Below are 14,649 nucleotides of genomic sequence, written 5' to 3' on the forward strand. Positions count from 1 at the left end.
TGCCATGAGCTAACGTATCAGGCGTGCAGCTGCGGGCAGCGATTAGTTCTAAAAGGCCATCCATGTTTAACTTGAACGCGCAATCAAGTTAAACCGGTGGTCCGCTGCCCGCTCACAACAGGAGGCTAACCCTTGCCGAATCCGCTCTTTTTGATCCCGTTTTACCTCTATAAGGTGCACATCCAATGAGTGTACCGATCACGTCCGAGACGTCCTCGATCCGCATGAACCCGCCGGTGTTCTACTTCGCCGCCGCGTTCATTCTGGTCTTTGGCCTGGTGGTAATCGCCATGCCAGCCGCCGCCGGCGAATGGCTGCTGGCCGCACAAAACTGGGCGGCCAATACGGTCGGCTGGTACTACATGCTAGCGATGACCCTGTATCTGATCTTCGTGGTCGTCACCGCCTTGTCCGGCTACGGCAAGATCAAGCTCGGTGCCGACCACGACGAACCCGAGTTCAGTTACCTGTCCTGGGCGGGCATGTTGTTCGCCGCCGGGATCAGCATCACGCTATTTTTCTTCTGTGTGTCCGAACCCCTCACCCATATGCTCAACCCGCCGCAGGGCCCGGCCGGCAATGCCGAGGCTGCGCGCCAGGGCATGCAGCTGTTGTTCCTGCACTGGGGCCTGCACGGTTGGGGTGTGTTCGCGTTCGTCGGCATGGCACTGGCCTACTTCGCCTACCGGCATAACCTGCCGCTGGCACTGCGTTCGGCGCTTTACCCGCTGATCGGCAAGCGCATCAACGGCCCCATCGGTTATGCGGTGGATGGTTTTGGCATTATCGCCACGGTGTTCGGCCTGGGCGCCGACATGGGTTTCGGGGTGCTGCACCTCAACTCCGGCCTCGATTACCTGTTCGGCATGCCCCATACCCAATGGGTGCAAGTGGGCCTGATCACGCTGATGATGGGCGCCGCGATCCTGGTGGCCATTGCCGGTGTCGACAAGGGCGTGCGGGTGATGTCCGACATCAACATGCTGCTGGCCTGTGCCCTGCTGCTGTTTGTGTTGTTTGCCGGGCCCACCCAGCACTTGCTCAACACCCTGGTGCAGAACATCGGCGACTACCTGGGCGCGCTGCCCACCAAGAGTTTCGATGTGTATGCCTATGACAAGCCAAGTGACTGGCTGGGCGGCTGGACCGTGTTCTATTGGGCCTGGTGGATCGCATGGTCACCGTTTGTGGGGCTGTTTATTGCGCGTATTTCCCGCGGCCGTACCATCCGCGAGTTCGTGTTCGGCGTGCTGCTGATCCCGCTGGGCTTTACCCTGGCGTGGATGTCGATCTTCGGCAACAGCGCCATCGACCAGGTGCTCAACCACGGCATGGTCGCCCTCGGCCAGTCGGCCATCGACGACCCGTCGCGTACGCTGTACCTGCTGCTTGAGACCTACCCGTGGAGCAAGACCGTTATCGCGGTCACGGTATTTATCAGCTTCGTGTTCTTCGTGACCTCGGCCGACTCCGGCACCGTGGTGCTGTCCACTCTCTCGGCCCGTGGCAACAACGCGGACGAAGACGGGCCAAAATGGCTGCGGGTGTTCTGGGGTGCGATGACCGCGCTGGTCACCAGTGCGCTGCTGTTCTCGGGCAGTATCGATGCGCTGAAGTCAGCGGTGGTGCTGACCTCGTTGCCGTTCTCGCTGATTTTGCTGCTGATGATGTGGGGCCTGCACAAGGCGTTCTACCTTGAGTCGCAGAAGAAGATTGCGCAGACCCACTCCCTGGCGCCGGTTTCGCACTCGCGTCGTGGTGGCTGGCGCCAGCGCTTGAGCCAGGCCGTACACTTCCCGTCGCGGGACGAGGTGTACCGCTTTATGGACACCACCGTGCGCCCGGCGATTGAAGAAGTGAGTGCGGTGTTCCGGGAAAAAGGCCTGAACGTGGTCACGCAGCCGGACCCGGCCAACGACAATGTAAGTCTGGAAATCGGCCATGGTGATGAACATCCGTTTATCTACCAGGTGCAGATGCGTGGCTACTTCACGCCGTCCTTCGCCCGGGGTGGCTTTGGCAAAAAGGAGCAACTGCGTAACCGCCGTTACTACCGAGCTGAAGTGCATCTGGCCGAAGGCAGCCAGGACTACGATCTGACGGGCTACACCAAGGAGCAGATCATCAACGACATCCTTGATCAGTACGAACGCCATCTGCAGTTTTTGCATTTGGTGCGCTGATGGGTTTGGCGGTGATTCAGGCTGCTGTGACTGCCTGAGTCACCGGGTTGATGCCATCGCGAGCAAGCCCGCTCCCACAGGTTTTGGGTGTTCTCACAATGTGTGGATGCTCGTCAAAACTGTGGGAGCGAGCCTGCTCGCGAATGGCCCTCGCGAGCAAGCTCGCCCCCACAGTTAAGGTCGGTATTTGCAGATCTATCGCGCAGTTGTGAGGGATCGGGCTGAGTGAGGCCTGAGGGCGATTTTCAGGCACAAAAAACCCCGAAGGGCTTACGCCGTTCGGGGTTGTGGATCAGCCATGATTTACAACTTGGCGATAGACACTTCAGTGGATTTTACAAAGGCGATCACTTCGCTACCGACCACCAGTTCCAGCTCCTTGACCGAGCGGGTGGTGATCACCGAAGTCACGATGCCCGACGCAGTTTGTACGTCGATTTCCGACAGCACGTCGCCCAGCACGATTTCCTTGATGTGGCCTTTGAACTGGTTGCGAACGTTGATGGCTTTAATGGTCATGGTGTCGATTCCTGTCTTGGGATAGAAAGTAGGTTTATTGCGCCCAGCGCAGTTGCGTAGGCAGCGGTGCAACGGGTTCCGGCTCAGGTGGCGAGCCAGGCAGTGCAAGAACACGGTTCAGTACTTCGGTTTCCAGTGCAGCCAGGCGATGCGAGCCGCGTACCCGTGGGCGTTGCAGGTCGACCGTGAGGTCCAGCCCTACCTGGCCGTCCTCAATCAAAATCACCCGGTCAGCAATCGCGACGGCTTCGCTCACGTCATGGGTCACCAGCAATACGGTGAAACCATGCTGGCGCCACAGGCGTTCAATCAGTTGCTGCATTTCGATGCGGGTCAGGGCGTCCAGGGCGCCCAGCGGCTCGTCGAGCAGCAGCAGGCGCGGTTGGTGGATCAGGGCGCGGGCCAGGGCCACACGCTGCTTCTGCCCGCCCGAGAGCGCTGCTGGCCATTCATTGGCGCGTTCGGCCAGGCCGACTTCTTCCAGTGCCTTGAGCGCTTTGGGGCGCCAGTCGCCTTTAAGGCCAAGGCCTACGTTGTCGATGACTTTTTTCCAGGGCAGCAGGCGCGCTTCCTGAAACATCAACCGCGTGTCTTCGCGGGCCTCTTGCAGGGGCGCGCTGCCCGCCAGCAACTGGCCAGCGGTGGGCTGATCCAGCCCGGCCAGCAAACGCATCAGGGTGCTTTTGCCGCATCCGCTGCGGCCCACGATGGCAACAAACTGCCCCGCCGGGATATGCAGGTTGATATCACGCAGCACCAGCCGTTGGCCGAAGGCCTTCTGCAGGCCATTGATGGCCAGCGGGATGCCCTGGCGCAAACGTGGGGGTTGTTGAGCTGTCATGCTGCACCGCCTTTAACCACTTGATACGCCGGGTGCCAGCGCAACCAGATGCGCTCCAGCCCCCGTGCTGCGGTGTCGGCCAGTTTGCCGAGCACTGCGTACAAAACAATTGCCAGCACCACCACGTCGGTTTGCAGGAACTCCCGGGCGTTCATCGCCAGGTAGCCAATGCCGGAGCTGGCGGAGATGGTTTCGGCCACGATCAACGTCAGCCACATAAAGCCCAGGGCAAAGCGCACACCCACCAGGATCGACGGCAGCGCGCCCGGCAAAATCACCTGCCAGAACAGGCTGAAACCGGACAAGCCGTAGTTGCGGGCCATTTCCACCAGCGCCGGGTCGACGTTGCGGATGCCGTGGTAAGTGTTGAGGTAAATCGGGAATAAAGTCCCCAGGGCCACCAGAAAAATCTTCGCCGATTCATCGATACCGAACCACAGGATCACCAGCGGAATCAGCGCCAAATGCGGCACGTTGCGGATCATTTGCACCGAGCTGTCGAGCAGGCGTTCGCCCCATTTCGACAGGCCGGTGATAAAGCCCAGCGCCAGACCGATGCTGCCACCGATCACAAAGCCGAGCCCGGCGCGCCAGCCGCTGATGGCCAGGTGTTTCCAGATTTCGCCACTGCGCACCAGCTCGACCCCGGCCGTGATTACGGCACTGGGGGCGGGCAGGATGCGTGTCGACAGCCAGCCCGCCGACACGGACAGCTGCCACACGGCCAGCAGCAAGACCGGCAAAGCCCAGGGCGCCAGGGTGTGACCGATGTTTTTGAGGCCCGAGGCCTTGCCTGTACTCATGGCGACCTCAGCTCTGCGACGCGGCTTTAGGGAGGATGTCATTGGCGACCATTTCGCCGAACGGGCTCACATAGCCTGCGCTTTTTGGCAGTTCCGGGCGTTCGATATCCAGGTGCGGGAACAGCAGCTCGGCCACGCGATAGGACTCTTCAAGGTGCGGGTAGCCGGAGAAGATAAAGGTGTCGATACCCAGATCGGCGTATTCCTGAACCCGTGCGGCCACGGTCGGGCCATCACCGACCAGCGCCGTGCCGGCACCGCCGCGCACCAGGCCCACGCCTGCCCACAGGTTGGGGCTGACTTCGAGGTTGTCGCGGCTGCCGCCGTGCAGGGCGGCCATGCGTTGCTGGCCCACCGAGTCAAAGCGTGACAGCGAGGCCTGGGCGCGGGCAATGGTTTCGTCGTCCAGGTGCGAGATCAGTTTGTCGGCGGCTTTCCAGGCCTCTTCGTTGGTTTCACGCACGATCACATGCAAGCGAATGCCGAAGCGCACGGTACGGCCCAATTTGGCAGCCTTGGCCCGTACCTGCTCGATTTTTTCGGCAACGGCAGCCGGCGGCTCGCCCCAGGTCAACACCATTTCCACCTGCTCGGCGGCCAGATCCTGCGCGGCTTCGGAGGAGCCCCCGAAATACAGCGGCGGACGCGGTTGCTGGATTGGCGGGTAGAGCAGCTTGGCGCCTTTGACGGTGATGTGCTCGCCGTCGTAGTCCACGGTTTCGCCTTCGAGCACGCGGCGCCAGATGCGAGTGAATTCCACCGAGGCCTGGTAACGCTCTTCGTGGCTGAGGAACAGGCCATCACCGGCGAGTTCTTCGGGGTCGCCGCCAGTCACCAGGTTGAACAGGGCGCGGCCACCGGACAAACGGTCCAGGGTCGCTGCCTGACGTGCCGCCACGGTGGGCGAAACAATACCGGGGCGCAGGGCTACCAGAAATTTCAGACGCTGGGTCACGGGGATCAGCGATGCCGCCACCAACCATGAGTCTTCGCACGAACGTCCTGTCGGAATCAGTACCCCGCCAAAGCCCAGGCGGTCAGCGGCCTGTGCGACTTGTTGCAGATAGCCGTAGTCAACGGCGCGGGCGCCTTCGGAGGTGCCAAGGTAATGGCCATCACCGTGGGTAGGCAGGAACCAGAAAATATTGAGGCTCATGGAGTGGTCTCCTAATGGGGGGCAGCAAGCGTTAGTTGGCTTTGGCCAGATTGGCCGGGGGCGTCCAGATCACGTCTTTCACAACCAGCGGCTTGGGGATCAGCTTGAGCTGGTAAAAACTGTCGGCGATTTTTTGCTGCGCGTTGACCACTTCCGGGGTCAGGAACTGTGCGCCGTAGCCCTGGCGCTTGACCGCCGTGAGGGTGATTTCAGGAGACAGGCCCAGGAGTGGCGCGACTTGTGTCGTCACGTCTTCAGGGTGGGCCTTGGCCCATTCGCCAATATTGCGCACTTCATCGACAAGGGTTTCGATCACCTTGGGATGCTGTTCGGCGTAGGGCTTGGTGGCCAGGTAGAACTGATGGTTGTCGGCGATGCCGCTGGCATCACGCAGAGTGCGCGCTTGCAGCTGTTGTTCGGCGGCCGCCTGGTACGGGTCCCAGATCACCCAGGCATCGACACTGCCACGCTCGAAAGCGGCACGGGCATCGGCGGGCGGCAGGAATACGGTCTGGATATCGCTGTATTTCAGGCCGGCGTCTTCCAGGGCGCGCACCAGCAGGTAGTGCACGTTGGAGCCTTTGTTGAGCACAACCTTTTTGCCCTTGAGGTCTTGCACCGATTTGATCGGTGAATCTTTGGGCACCAGGATCGCTTCGCTGGTGGGGGCTGGCGGCTCGTAGGCGACGTAGAGCAGGTCGGCACCTGCCGCCTGGGCGAACACCGGCGGAGTTTCGCCGGTCACGCCGAAGTCGATGGAGCCTACGTTCAGGCCCTCCAGCAATTGCGGGCCGCCGGGGAATTCGGTCCATTGCACGTCTACGCCCTGCTCGGCCAGGCGCTTGTCCAGCGTGCCCTTGGCCTTGAGCAGCATCAGCGTGCCGTATTTCTGGTAACCGATGCGCAGGGTATCGGCTTGAGCCTGGGTAACAGCGCCGAAGGACACAGCCGCAGCTAACAGTGCGACCAGACCACGACGCAAAATGACAGGGCGCATGGCGCTCTCCTTTTTGTTGTTCGGGATTCGGGTAGCACCTGCTGGGCCGTTAGCGGTTCAGTAAGGTGGTGGAGCTTTTATCTGTGGGAAAAATGCTGTTTCAGATGCTCCAGCGTGCCGTCACCAGGCGCTCGTTGAGGATGCTCGGGTCCAGTGGTTTGGGGCGGCGCGCCAGGGCGCTGTAGAACTGTTCAAGCGACTCTTGCAGGCGTTGCTCCAGCACCGGCACCAGTTGCGCCTGTGCGCTGCCTTCGCCGTAAGCAATCTGGCTGTCTTCGGCAAAAATACCGTGGAGCATTTCCTGGGCCTTGAGCGCTGACAGGACCGGCTTGAGGGCATAGTCCACGGCCAGCATATGGGCGATGCTGCCGCCGGTGGCGATGGGCAGTACCACTTTGTGGCTCAGGGCGCGTTCGGGCAGCAGGTCGAGCACGGTTTTCAGGGCGCCGCTGAACGAGGCTTTGTACACCGGGGTGGCAATTACCAGGCCGTCGGCGTTTTCGATCTGTTGCAGCAGGTCGATGATTTTCGGGCTGTCGAAGCGTGCGTGCAGCAAGTCCTCGGCCGGAAAGTCGCGAACCTGGTAACTCACCACTTCAACGCCTTGCTGGTTGAGCCAGCGTTTGGCGTGATCCAGCAACACTCCTGAGCGGGAACGTTGGCTTGGGCTTCCTCCGAGTGTCACGACCAGCATCTAGGCGTTTCCTTGAATGAATATGTGCAATTCGCTGTCAGCGTTTTCGCTTGAGTGAACAGACCATAACAGGTGATTTATATATCCATAAATCATATTTATTCATTTGTTTATTCTTAAAGTGCATATGCCTTTTTGTTAAATCGAAAGCAAAAAAAAGGCCGTCGAAACGGCCCAAAACCCTGTGGAAGACACGGTTGCCTGTTTGTGGGAGCGGGCTTGCTCACGATGGGATCGGCGCGGTGTATCAGAAGAAACCGCGGCGCCTTCATCGCGAGCAAGCCCGCTCCCACAGGGTATGAGGTTGGTTTTACTTGTTCGGCTGTGGTGTCAGGCGCAGGTAGGGCTTCACGGCGCGGTAGCCTTTGGGGAAGCGACGCTTGATTTCGTCTTCGTCCTTGAGCGACGGCACGATCACCACCTCGTCACCGTCCTGCCAGTTGGCCGGGGTGGCCACTTTGTGGCTGTCAGTCAGTTGCAACGAATCGATCACCCGCAAAATTTCGTTGAAATTGCGCCCGGTGCTGGCCGGGTAAGTAATGGTCAGGCGAATTTTTTTGTTTGGGTCGATCACGAACAACGAGCGCACCGTCAGGGTGTCGCTGGCATTGGGGTGGATCAGGTCGTAGAGGTCAGACACCTTGCGGTCGGCATCGGCCAGGATCGGGAAGTTGACCACGGTGTTCTGGGTTTCGTTGATGTCCTCGATCCACTTGTGGTGTGAGTCCACCGGGTCTACCGACAGCGCGATGGCTTTGACGCCGCGCTTGGCAAACTCATCCTTGAGCTTGGCGGTGAAGCCCAGTTCGGTGGTGCACACCGGGGTGAAGTCCGCCGGGTGCGAGAACAGCACGCCCCAGCTGTCGCCCAGCCATTCATGGAAACGGATCTTGCCAGCGCTGGAATCCTGTTCGAAATCGGGGGCGATGTCGCCGAGTCTGAGGCTCATGGTGCAGCTCCTTTTTATTGGCAATGGCGGGGCGTGATGGAGCCACTCTGCCTGCGTCACCAGCTAATTAAAAAGAATAAATATCGATTTGGTTAGAACTAAAAGGGATATTAAAAACAGTTTCATTGGACGCAACAATGCCCCGGGTCCACTGTGGACTCAGCATGGCAAGGGGAGCGGCAGGGAGCTGCGACTATTAATGTGTTGCGAATTGACCGTTCAGGTCTTCGGTAAACACCCTGCCCGGCATTGCGCCGGGCAGGATTTTTCTTACTTTTGCTCTAGATCACGCTTACAACAACGGGATCGAGTAGCTGACGATCAGACGGTTTTCGTCCTGGTCGCGCTGGCTGGCAATATCGTTGCGCCACATGGCGTTTTTCCACATAAAGCCGAGGTTTTTCAGCGCGCCTTCCTGGATCACATAAGCCACGGTGATATCGCGTTCCCACTCGGAAGCGCCATTGCTCACTTGCTTGCCACCACTGTAGGTGTCGATATTGTCGCCACGCAGGTAAACCGCGCCCGCCGTCAGGCCAGGTACGCCCACTTTGGCGAAGTCATACGAGTAGCGTGCCTGCCAGGTACGTTCGCCAGCACGGGCGAATTTCGAGATCTGCATATCGGTAGGGATATAAGCCGACGCGCCATCGCCCTGGTTCAGGAACGGGAAGTCGCTGCTACCGTTGCTGACCTGATAGCCGCCACCGAAGGTGTGACCTTCAACTGTGTACAGCAGCAGGCCGCTGAAGAGGTTGTTATCAACCTTTCCCTTGCCGTTTTTCAACGAGCTATTAGCGTAAGAACCGTTGCTGAAATACGACGAGTCGTAACCGTTTTTACCATCATCGCTGCTGTTGAAGTAACGCAGGTCAGTTTTCAACACGCCCGGGCCGATGGACCAGTTGTGAACCAGGCCCAGGAAGTGTTGCTTGTAGAACTCTTCCAGGTTGCCGTAGTAGTACTGCAGCAACAGGTCTTTGTTGACCTTGTAGTCGACACCGCCGTACAGGAACTTGTTGCTGTTGGCCGTGCGAGCGCTCGCACCACCAATCGACATTTGTTCTTCGCTGCTGGAGTTACGACCTTTTACGTGTTCGATCTGACCACCGATCAGGGTCACATCCTTGAACTCGTTGGAGGTGATTTGGCCACCTTCAAAGGTTTGTGGCAGCAGACGGCCGTCGTTGTAGGAAATGACAGGCAGTTTCGGCATCAGGGTGCCGTAACGCAGTTCGGTCTGGGAGATCTTGGCTTTGGCGGTCAGGCCCAGGCTGGAGAAGTCATTGACTGCATCGCCGTTGGACTTGCTTGGGAATACAGTGCCGCCATAAGACGTGGAGCTTGCGCCATTGGTGCCGCCACCCGAATCCAGACGCACGCCCAACAGGCCAATGGCATCAATACCGAAACCGACTGTGCCCTGGGTGAAGCCGGAGGTGAAGTCCAGCTGGAAGCCCTGGCCCCATTCTTCAGCCTTGCTTTGCACGCCTGCTTTTTTGTTGGCAGCAGAGCCTGCGTCAGAATCACGGTTATCGTTGTTGATATAGAAGTTACGCAGCTTCAGCGTTGCCTTGCTGTCTTCGATAAAGCCGGCAGCGCTTGCTTGTTGTGCCAGCAAACCTACGGCCACAGCGATGGCCAAGGTGGACTTGTTCATGTGTTGCTCCTTTGCGTTTCTAATTTTTGTAGTTCTTTAGCCCCGGATCTGATGTCCGGGTGCTACAGATGCGCGATTAGCGCCAGACGGTGACCGGCAAGTCAATCGTAACCAATCATGTCTACGACCTTTGTCTAGTCATCCGTCGTTTGTGCGCAGATTAATGGCTATTTAATAAACCTAAAAAGAATTGTTTCTGATCTTTTCAGATCAAATAGGCATAAAGAAGGGTTTCTCCTACACGCGCGCGTGGGAATGCTATCGGTCTTTTGTCTAATTTCTAAACATAATTTCATGAATCTTTTAATAGCCTTTGGTTCTTAAACCTTCGACCCGATCACCTGCCGGATAAAACGCCGTAGCAGTTATTGCGCGGGCGCGTGTCTGCATGTTGCAGAACTACATAAGCTAATGCTTAAAAGTTATTTATTTACTGATTCTTAGATCATTTAACCTCGCATCCAGCCGATATCCGGCCACCTGCCGAGGAGCTTCCTGATGAAACTGCACTCTCCCCTACGCCTTTTGGCTGCTTTGTCCCTGGCGGGTGCCAGCTTCTTTGCACAGGCTGCCAGCTCGGATGTGACTGTTGCCTACCAGACCAACGTTGACCCGGCCAAGGTCGCCCAGGCCGACGGCGCTTACGAAAAAGCCACCGACACCAAGATCAACTGGCGCAAATTCGATAACGGCGCAGACATCATTGCGGCCATCGCCTCGGGCGACGTGCAGATCGCCTACCTGGGTTCCAGCCCGCTCACCGCGGCCATCACCCGCAACGTACCGGTTGAAACCTTTTTGATCGCCACCCAGCTGGGCGGCTCTGAAGCTCTGGTTGCCCGCAACGGCTCGGGTATCAACGGCCCGCAGGACCTGGTGGGCAAAAAAGTCGCGGTGCCCTTTGTGTCCACCGGCCACTACAGCCTGCTGGCTGCGTTGAAGCACTGGAACATCGACCCTGCGAAAGTACAGATTCTCAACCTCGCGCCGCCAGCCATCGTTGCTGCGTGGAAGCGCGGTGATATCGACGCCACCTATGTATGGGACCCGGCACTGGGCACGGCCAAGGAAAACGGCAAGGTGCTGATCACCTCCGGCGAGCTGGGCAAACTCGGCGCGCCGACCTTCGATGCCTGGATCGTGCGCAAGGACTACGCCGCCAAGCACCCTGAAGTGGTTAAACAGTTCGCCAAAGTGACCCTGGATGCCTACGCGGACTACCACAAGGATCCAAAAGCCTGGCTGGCCAATCAGAGCAATATCGACAAAGTCGTGAAGCTTTCGGGTGCCAAGGCGGCCGATATCCCGCTGCTGTTGCAAGGTAACGTCTACCCGCTGGCCGCTGACCAGGTGGTATTGCTGGGCGCTCCTACCACCAAGGCCCTGGCTGATACCGCTGCGTTCCTGAAAGAACAGAAAAAGGTCGATGCCGTACTGCCGGACTACGCACCGTCGGTCAACGCCACTTTTGTAACCCAATAACCAACGCCGCTGAGGAGTCGACCGTCATGGCCTTGTTATCACTGGAGCGCATCAGCGCACAGTACCCAGGCGCCGCTGAGCCGGTGCTGTCGGATATTTCCGTCAGCCTCGGGCCTCAACAACTGCTGGTCGCACTTGGCCCTTCGGGTAGCGGCAAAACGTCATTGCTGAATCTGATTGCCGGTTTCGTCGAGCCCAGCGCTGGGCGAATCACCCTCGATAACGTGCCTGTCCACGGCCCGAGCGCCGAGCGCGGCGTGGTGTTTCAGGACGATGTGTTGCTGCCGTGGCAAGACGTACTGGCCAACGTGGCATTTGGCCTTGAACTGGCGGGTGTGGCGCGGGACAAGCGCGAAGCCCGCGCCCGTGAAATGCTTGCGCTGGTGGATTTGTCCGGCTTTGAAAAGCGCCGCGTCTGGGAACTCTCCGGCGGTCAAAAACAGCGCGTGGGCCTGGCCCGTGCGCTGGCGGCCGACCCCCGCGTATTGCTGATGGACGAGCCTTTCGGTGCCCTCGACGCGTTCACCCGTGAGCAGATGCAGGAACTGTTGCTGCAAGTGTGCCGGCGCACTGACAAGCCGGTATTCCTGATTACCCACGACATTGAAGAAGCTGTGTTTCTGGCTACAGACCTGATTTTGCTGGCCCCCAACCCGGGCCGCATCGTTGAGCGTCTGACCCTGGATTTCGGCCGGCGCTACAACGCGGGCGAGTCGGCCCGTTCGATCAAGTCCGACCCTCGTTTTATCGAAACCCGTGAGCACGTGCTTGAGCGCGTATTTTCACAACGCGGCGCCGCCCAGCGGCAGGAGCGCGCATGAGCAGTTATGAAGCAGTCGCGGCCGCCCCGGTTGCTGCCCCCCACGCCCCGCGCCCGGTCAAGCGCAGCCTGAGCACGCGCTGGATCAGTGTCCTGACCCTCGTCACCCTGATCGCCATATGGTGGGCCGTGACCGCCGCAGGTTTGATCGAGCCGCTGTTTTTGCCGCCGCCCTCTGCGGTGCTGCAAAAAGGCTGGCTGCTGGCGACCACTGGCTATATGGACGCCACCTTGTGGCAACACCTGGGCGCGAGCCTGAGCCGTATCGGCCTGGGCCTGGGTTTTGCGATCCTGACGGCGGTGCCGGTGGGCATCGCCATTGGCCACAACCGCATAGCACGGGGGATTTTCGACCCGCTGATCGAGTTCTATCGGCCGATCCCGCCATTGGCCTATCTGCCGCTGATCGTGATCTGGTGCGGCATTGGCGAACTGTCAAAAGTACTGCTGATCTACCTGGCGATTTTTGCCCCGATCGCGATTGCTACCGCCACCGGTGTGCGCACCGTCGACCCGGCCAAGGTCCGTGCTGCGCAGTCGTTGGGTGCGACGCGCTGGCAGTTGATCCGCCATGTAATTTTGCCGAGCGCCCTGCCGGATATCCTGACCGGTGTGCGTATCGGTCTGGGCGTGGGCTGGTCGACTCTGGTGGCCGCCGAGCTGATCGCTGCCACCAGCGGCCTGGGTTTTATGGTGCAGTCCGCTGCGCAGTTCCTGGTCACCGATGTGGTGGTGCTGGGGATTCTGGTGATTGCCGTCATCGCCTTTGCCATGGAAATGGGCCTGCGCGCCCTGCAACGCAAGCTGGTGCCGTGGCACGGCCAGGCTCACTAACAACAGAACTCGACGCTGATTAATCGGCGCGCTGATAAAGAGATAGATCATGAGCCTGACCATTACCCCGATTAGCTCTGCCCTGGGCGCCCAGATTGATGGTGTCGACCTGACTCAACCGCTGAGCCTTGAGCACCGCGATGCCATTGAGCAAGCCTTGCTTGAGCATCACGTGGTGTTCTTCAAGAACCAGTCGATCACCCCGCAGCAGCAAGCCCGTTTTGCCGCCCATTTTGGCGACCTGCATATTCACCCGATCTACCCCAACGTGCCGGAGCAGCCGGAAGTGCTGGTGCTGGATACAGCCGTAACTGACGTGCGTGACAACGCGGTGTGGCACACCGACGTGACCTTTTTGCCGACCCCGGCGATGGGCGCGGTGTTGAGTGCCAAGCAGTTGCCGGCTTTTGGTGGCGACACCTTGTGGGCCGCCGGGATTGCTGCTTTTGAAGGGTTGTCCAAACCGTTGCAGGTGCTGCTTGATGGTTTGACCGCAACCCACGACTTCACCAAGTCATTCCCGCTGGAGCGCTTTGGCTCGACCCCGGAAGATCTGGCGCGCTGGGAGCAGATCCGCAAAAACAATCCGCCGCTGTCGCACCCGGTGATCCGCACGCACCCGGTGAGCGGGCGCAAGTCGTTGTTCGTCAATGAAGGCTTCACCACGCGTATCAACGAGCTGTCGGAAGCCGAAAGCGAAGCGATTTTGAAGCTGCTGTTTGCCCACGCCACCCGCCCGGAATACACCATCCGCTGGCGCTGGCAGGAAAACGACGTGGCCTTTTGGGACAACCGCGTGACCCAGCATTACGCCGTGGATGACTACCGCCCCAACCGTCGCGTGATGCACCGTGCGACGATTTTGGGTGATGCGCCGTTCTGAGCCGCTCATCCTCTGCTGTGGGAGCGGGCTTGCTCGCGATTCAGGCGGTGCGGTCTCTCGATGAGCCGAGTCGATGCAATCGCGAGCAAGCCCGCTCCCACAAAGGCAAGCTCACAAGCGTTGATGCAGGCTTACGCTCAGGTGTTTGACGGGCTTTCACGTTTCGGCAAAAACGGCGGTAAATACAGCCCCAAATAAGCATCCACCACCCGCATGCTTTCCTCGGCCATTCGCGGGGTGATGCGCTCATGCAACTGGATTGAGCGCGCATACACGCGGTCGCCCAGCTCCATCGCCAGGGCAAATACGTCCACGTCCTGTGGCAGTACTGGCAATTCAAAATGTTTCATGAATAGCGCATGCATCAGTTGCCCCAGCTCAAGGTCGTGCTGGCGGTCGGCCCGGGTGACCTCGGTCAGGCCATGCTGGGCCAGGATCAACTGCCGGGCCGCAGCATCTTCGTTGTAGATCGCCAGCATGCGCTGCTCAATGACGTGCGACAGGTCGCGCCAGCCACTCAGCGCCTCATGTTCGATCGGCGCCTGCAGGCAGGCGCGAAACGCGGCGTGAACATCACCGGTCAGGGCTTCGAGCAGGGCTGGTACACCGGCGAAAAAGTGATAGACCGACGACGGCGGAATCTGCGCGTGCTCAGCCACGCTGTAAATCGACAGGCTGGCCACCCCCTGGGCTGTCAGCAGTGTGCGGGCAGCGTCGAGTATCGTGTCGATGCGGCCCTGGCTGCGAGCGCGTGGCTTTCGGGGGGTGGCGCGTGGGGCGGCAGGGCGGGACATCAGCGTTTCCTCAAGGGCTGCCGGCATTGTACGA

14 protein-coding genes are annotated in these 14,649 nt (G+C 59.5%); 5 read left to right on the forward strand and 9 right to left on the reverse strand.

The window, feature by feature from the left end:
- Nucleotides 1-185 precede the first annotated feature (185 nt).
- Nucleotides 186-2,183 carry a choline transporter BetT gene (betT, locus tag AB3G35_RS03085; protein ID WP_086795575.1) on the forward strand — a complete coding sequence of 666 codons (1,998 nt, stop codon included), beginning with the start codon at nucleotides 186-188 and terminating at the stop codon, nucleotides 2,181-2,183.
- Nucleotides 2,184-2,486: 303 nt separating this feature from the next.
- Here betT and AB3G35_RS03090 read toward each other — a convergent pair whose 3' ends face one another.
- The 8 genes from AB3G35_RS03090 to AB3G35_RS03125 all read right to left on the reverse strand — a co-directional run bounded on the left by AB3G35_RS03090 (nucleotide 2,487) and on the right by AB3G35_RS03125 (nucleotide 9,802).
- A complete protein-coding gene (locus AB3G35_RS03090; protein WP_003444581.1) occupies nucleotides 2,487-2,702 on the reverse strand; it encodes a molybdopterin-binding protein in 216 nt (71 codons plus the stop codon).
- Between the two features lie 34 nt (nucleotides 2,703-2,736).
- Nucleotides 2,737-3,543: an aliphatic sulfonates ABC transporter ATP-binding protein gene (gene ssuB / locus AB3G35_RS03095; protein WP_016782832.1), complete on the reverse strand. Its 807-nt coding sequence runs from the start codon at nucleotides 3,541-3,543 to the stop codon at nucleotides 2,737-2,739.
- Nucleotides 3,540-4,346: an aliphatic sulfonate ABC transporter permease SsuC gene (ssuC, locus tag AB3G35_RS03100; protein ID WP_086795576.1), complete on the reverse strand. Its 807-nt coding sequence runs from the start codon at nucleotides 4,344-4,346 to the stop codon at nucleotides 3,540-3,542. The genes ssuB and ssuC overlap by 4 nt, the downstream gene beginning before the upstream one ends.
- Nucleotides 4,347-4,353: 7 nt before the next feature.
- On the reverse strand, nucleotides 4,354-5,502 hold the full coding sequence (gene ssuD, locus AB3G35_RS03105; RefSeq protein ID WP_315249540.1) for an FMNH2-dependent alkanesulfonate monooxygenase: 1,149 nt from the start codon (nucleotides 5,500-5,502) through the stop codon (nucleotides 4,354-4,356).
- A gap of 31 nt (nucleotides 5,503-5,533) precedes the next feature.
- Nucleotides 5,534-6,499 (reverse strand): sulfonate ABC transporter substrate-binding protein, encoded by a 966-nt coding sequence (locus AB3G35_RS03110; protein WP_088378603.1) that lies wholly within the window; start codon nucleotides 6,497-6,499, stop codon nucleotides 5,534-5,536.
- Nucleotides 6,500-6,599: 100 nt separating this feature from the next.
- The gene (gene ssuE / locus AB3G35_RS03115) at nucleotides 6,600-7,193 is read right to left on the reverse strand and encodes an NADPH-dependent FMN reductase (RefSeq protein WP_016782828.1); all 594 of its coding nucleotides are present in this window, start codon (nucleotides 7,191-7,193) and stop codon (nucleotides 6,600-6,602) included.
- Nucleotides 7,194-7,503: 310 nt separating this feature from the next.
- A complete protein-coding gene (locus tag AB3G35_RS03120) occupies nucleotides 7,504-8,142 on the reverse strand; it encodes a peroxiredoxin (protein WP_083369699.1) in 639 nt (212 codons plus the stop codon).
- Between the two features lie 292 nt (nucleotides 8,143-8,434).
- Nucleotides 8,435-9,802 carry an OprD family porin gene (locus AB3G35_RS03125; protein WP_369782299.1) on the reverse strand — a complete coding sequence of 456 codons (1,368 nt, stop codon included), beginning with the start codon at nucleotides 9,800-9,802 and terminating at the stop codon, nucleotides 8,435-8,437.
- 498 nt (nucleotides 9,803-10,300) lie between these two features.
- Between AB3G35_RS03125 and tauA the strand changes: the two genes are divergently transcribed.
- From tauA to tauD, 4 genes are read left to right on the forward strand one after another with little or no spacing between them, the layout of a single operon-like run.
- Complete coding sequence (gene tauA / locus AB3G35_RS03130; RefSeq protein WP_016782825.1) at nucleotides 10,301-11,284, forward strand: taurine ABC transporter substrate-binding protein; 984 nt, start codon at nucleotides 10,301-10,303, stop codon at nucleotides 11,282-11,284.
- Nucleotides 11,285-11,310: 26 nt separating this feature from the next.
- Nucleotides 11,311-12,105 (forward strand): taurine ABC transporter ATP-binding subunit, encoded by a 795-nt coding sequence (gene tauB, locus AB3G35_RS03135; RefSeq protein ID WP_016782824.1) that lies wholly within the window; start codon nucleotides 11,311-11,313, stop codon nucleotides 12,103-12,105.
- A complete protein-coding gene (tauC, locus tag AB3G35_RS03140; protein ID WP_086795578.1) occupies nucleotides 12,102-12,938 on the forward strand; it encodes a taurine ABC transporter permease TauC in 837 nt (278 codons plus the stop codon). The genes tauB and tauC overlap by 4 nt, the downstream gene beginning before the upstream one ends.
- A gap of 49 nt (nucleotides 12,939-12,987) precedes the next feature.
- Nucleotides 12,988-13,821: a taurine dioxygenase gene (gene tauD, locus AB3G35_RS03145; RefSeq protein WP_369782300.1), complete on the forward strand. Its 834-nt coding sequence runs from the start codon at nucleotides 12,988-12,990 to the stop codon at nucleotides 13,819-13,821.
- 137 nt (nucleotides 13,822-13,958) lie between these two features.
- On the opposite strand, the gene AB3G35_RS03150 is transcribed toward tauD, so the two are convergent.
- Complete coding sequence (locus AB3G35_RS03150) at nucleotides 13,959-14,615, reverse strand: TetR/AcrR family transcriptional regulator (RefSeq protein ID WP_106117014.1); 657 nt, start codon at nucleotides 14,613-14,615, stop codon at nucleotides 13,959-13,961.
- Nucleotides 14,616-14,649: the final 34 nt, after the last annotated feature.

The organism is Pseudomonas sp. WC2401, assembly GCF_041200115.1.
GTDB classification, from domain to species: domain Bacteria; phylum Pseudomonadota; class Gammaproteobacteria; order Pseudomonadales; family Pseudomonadaceae; genus Aquipseudomonas; species Aquipseudomonas fragi.

Coding starts and splice junctions, on each gene's coding strand:
- tauB (WP_016782824.1), top strand. CDS start 11,311: ATGGCCTTGTTATCACTGGAGCGCATCAGCGCACAGTACCCAGGCGCC.
- tauC (WP_086795578.1), top strand. CDS start 12,102: ATGAGCAGTTATGAAGCAGTCGCGGCCGCCCCGGTTGCTGCCCCCCAC.
- AB3G35_RS03110 (WP_088378603.1), bottom strand. CDS start 6,499: ATGCGCCCTGTCATTTTGCGTCGTGGTCTGGTCGCACTGTTAGCTGCG.
- AB3G35_RS03090 (WP_003444581.1), bottom strand. CDS start 2,702: ATGACCATTAAAGCCATCAACGTTCGCAACCAGTTCAAAGGCCACATC.
- AB3G35_RS03120 (WP_083369699.1), bottom strand. CDS start 8,142: ATGAGCCTCAGACTCGGCGACATCGCCCCCGATTTCGAACAGGATTCC.
- tauA (WP_016782825.1), top strand. CDS start 10,301: ATGAAACTGCACTCTCCCCTACGCCTTTTGGCTGCTTTGTCCCTGGCG.
- ssuB (WP_016782832.1), bottom strand. CDS start 3,543: ATGACAGCTCAACAACCCCCACGTTTGCGCCAGGGCATCCCGCTGGCC.
- betT (WP_086795575.1), top strand. CDS start 186: ATGAGTGTACCGATCACGTCCGAGACGTCCTCGATCCGCATGAACCCG.
- ssuE (WP_016782828.1), bottom strand. CDS start 7,193: ATGCTGGTCGTGACACTCGGAGGAAGCCCAAGCCAACGTTCCCGCTCA.
- ssuC (WP_086795576.1), bottom strand. CDS start 4,346: ATGAGTACAGGCAAGGCCTCGGGCCTCAAAAACATCGGTCACACCCTG.
- tauD (WP_369782300.1), top strand. CDS start 12,988: ATGAGCCTGACCATTACCCCGATTAGCTCTGCCCTGGGCGCCCAGATT.
- ssuD (WP_315249540.1), bottom strand. CDS start 5,502: ATGAGCCTCAATATTTTCTGGTTCCTGCCTACCCACGGTGATGGCCAT.
- AB3G35_RS03125 (WP_369782299.1), bottom strand. CDS start 9,802: ATGAACAAGTCCACCTTGGCCATCGCTGTGGCCGTAGGTTTGCTGGCA.
- AB3G35_RS03150 (WP_106117014.1), bottom strand. CDS start 14,615: ATGTCCCGCCCTGCCGCCCCACGCGCCACCCCCCGAAAGCCACGCGCT.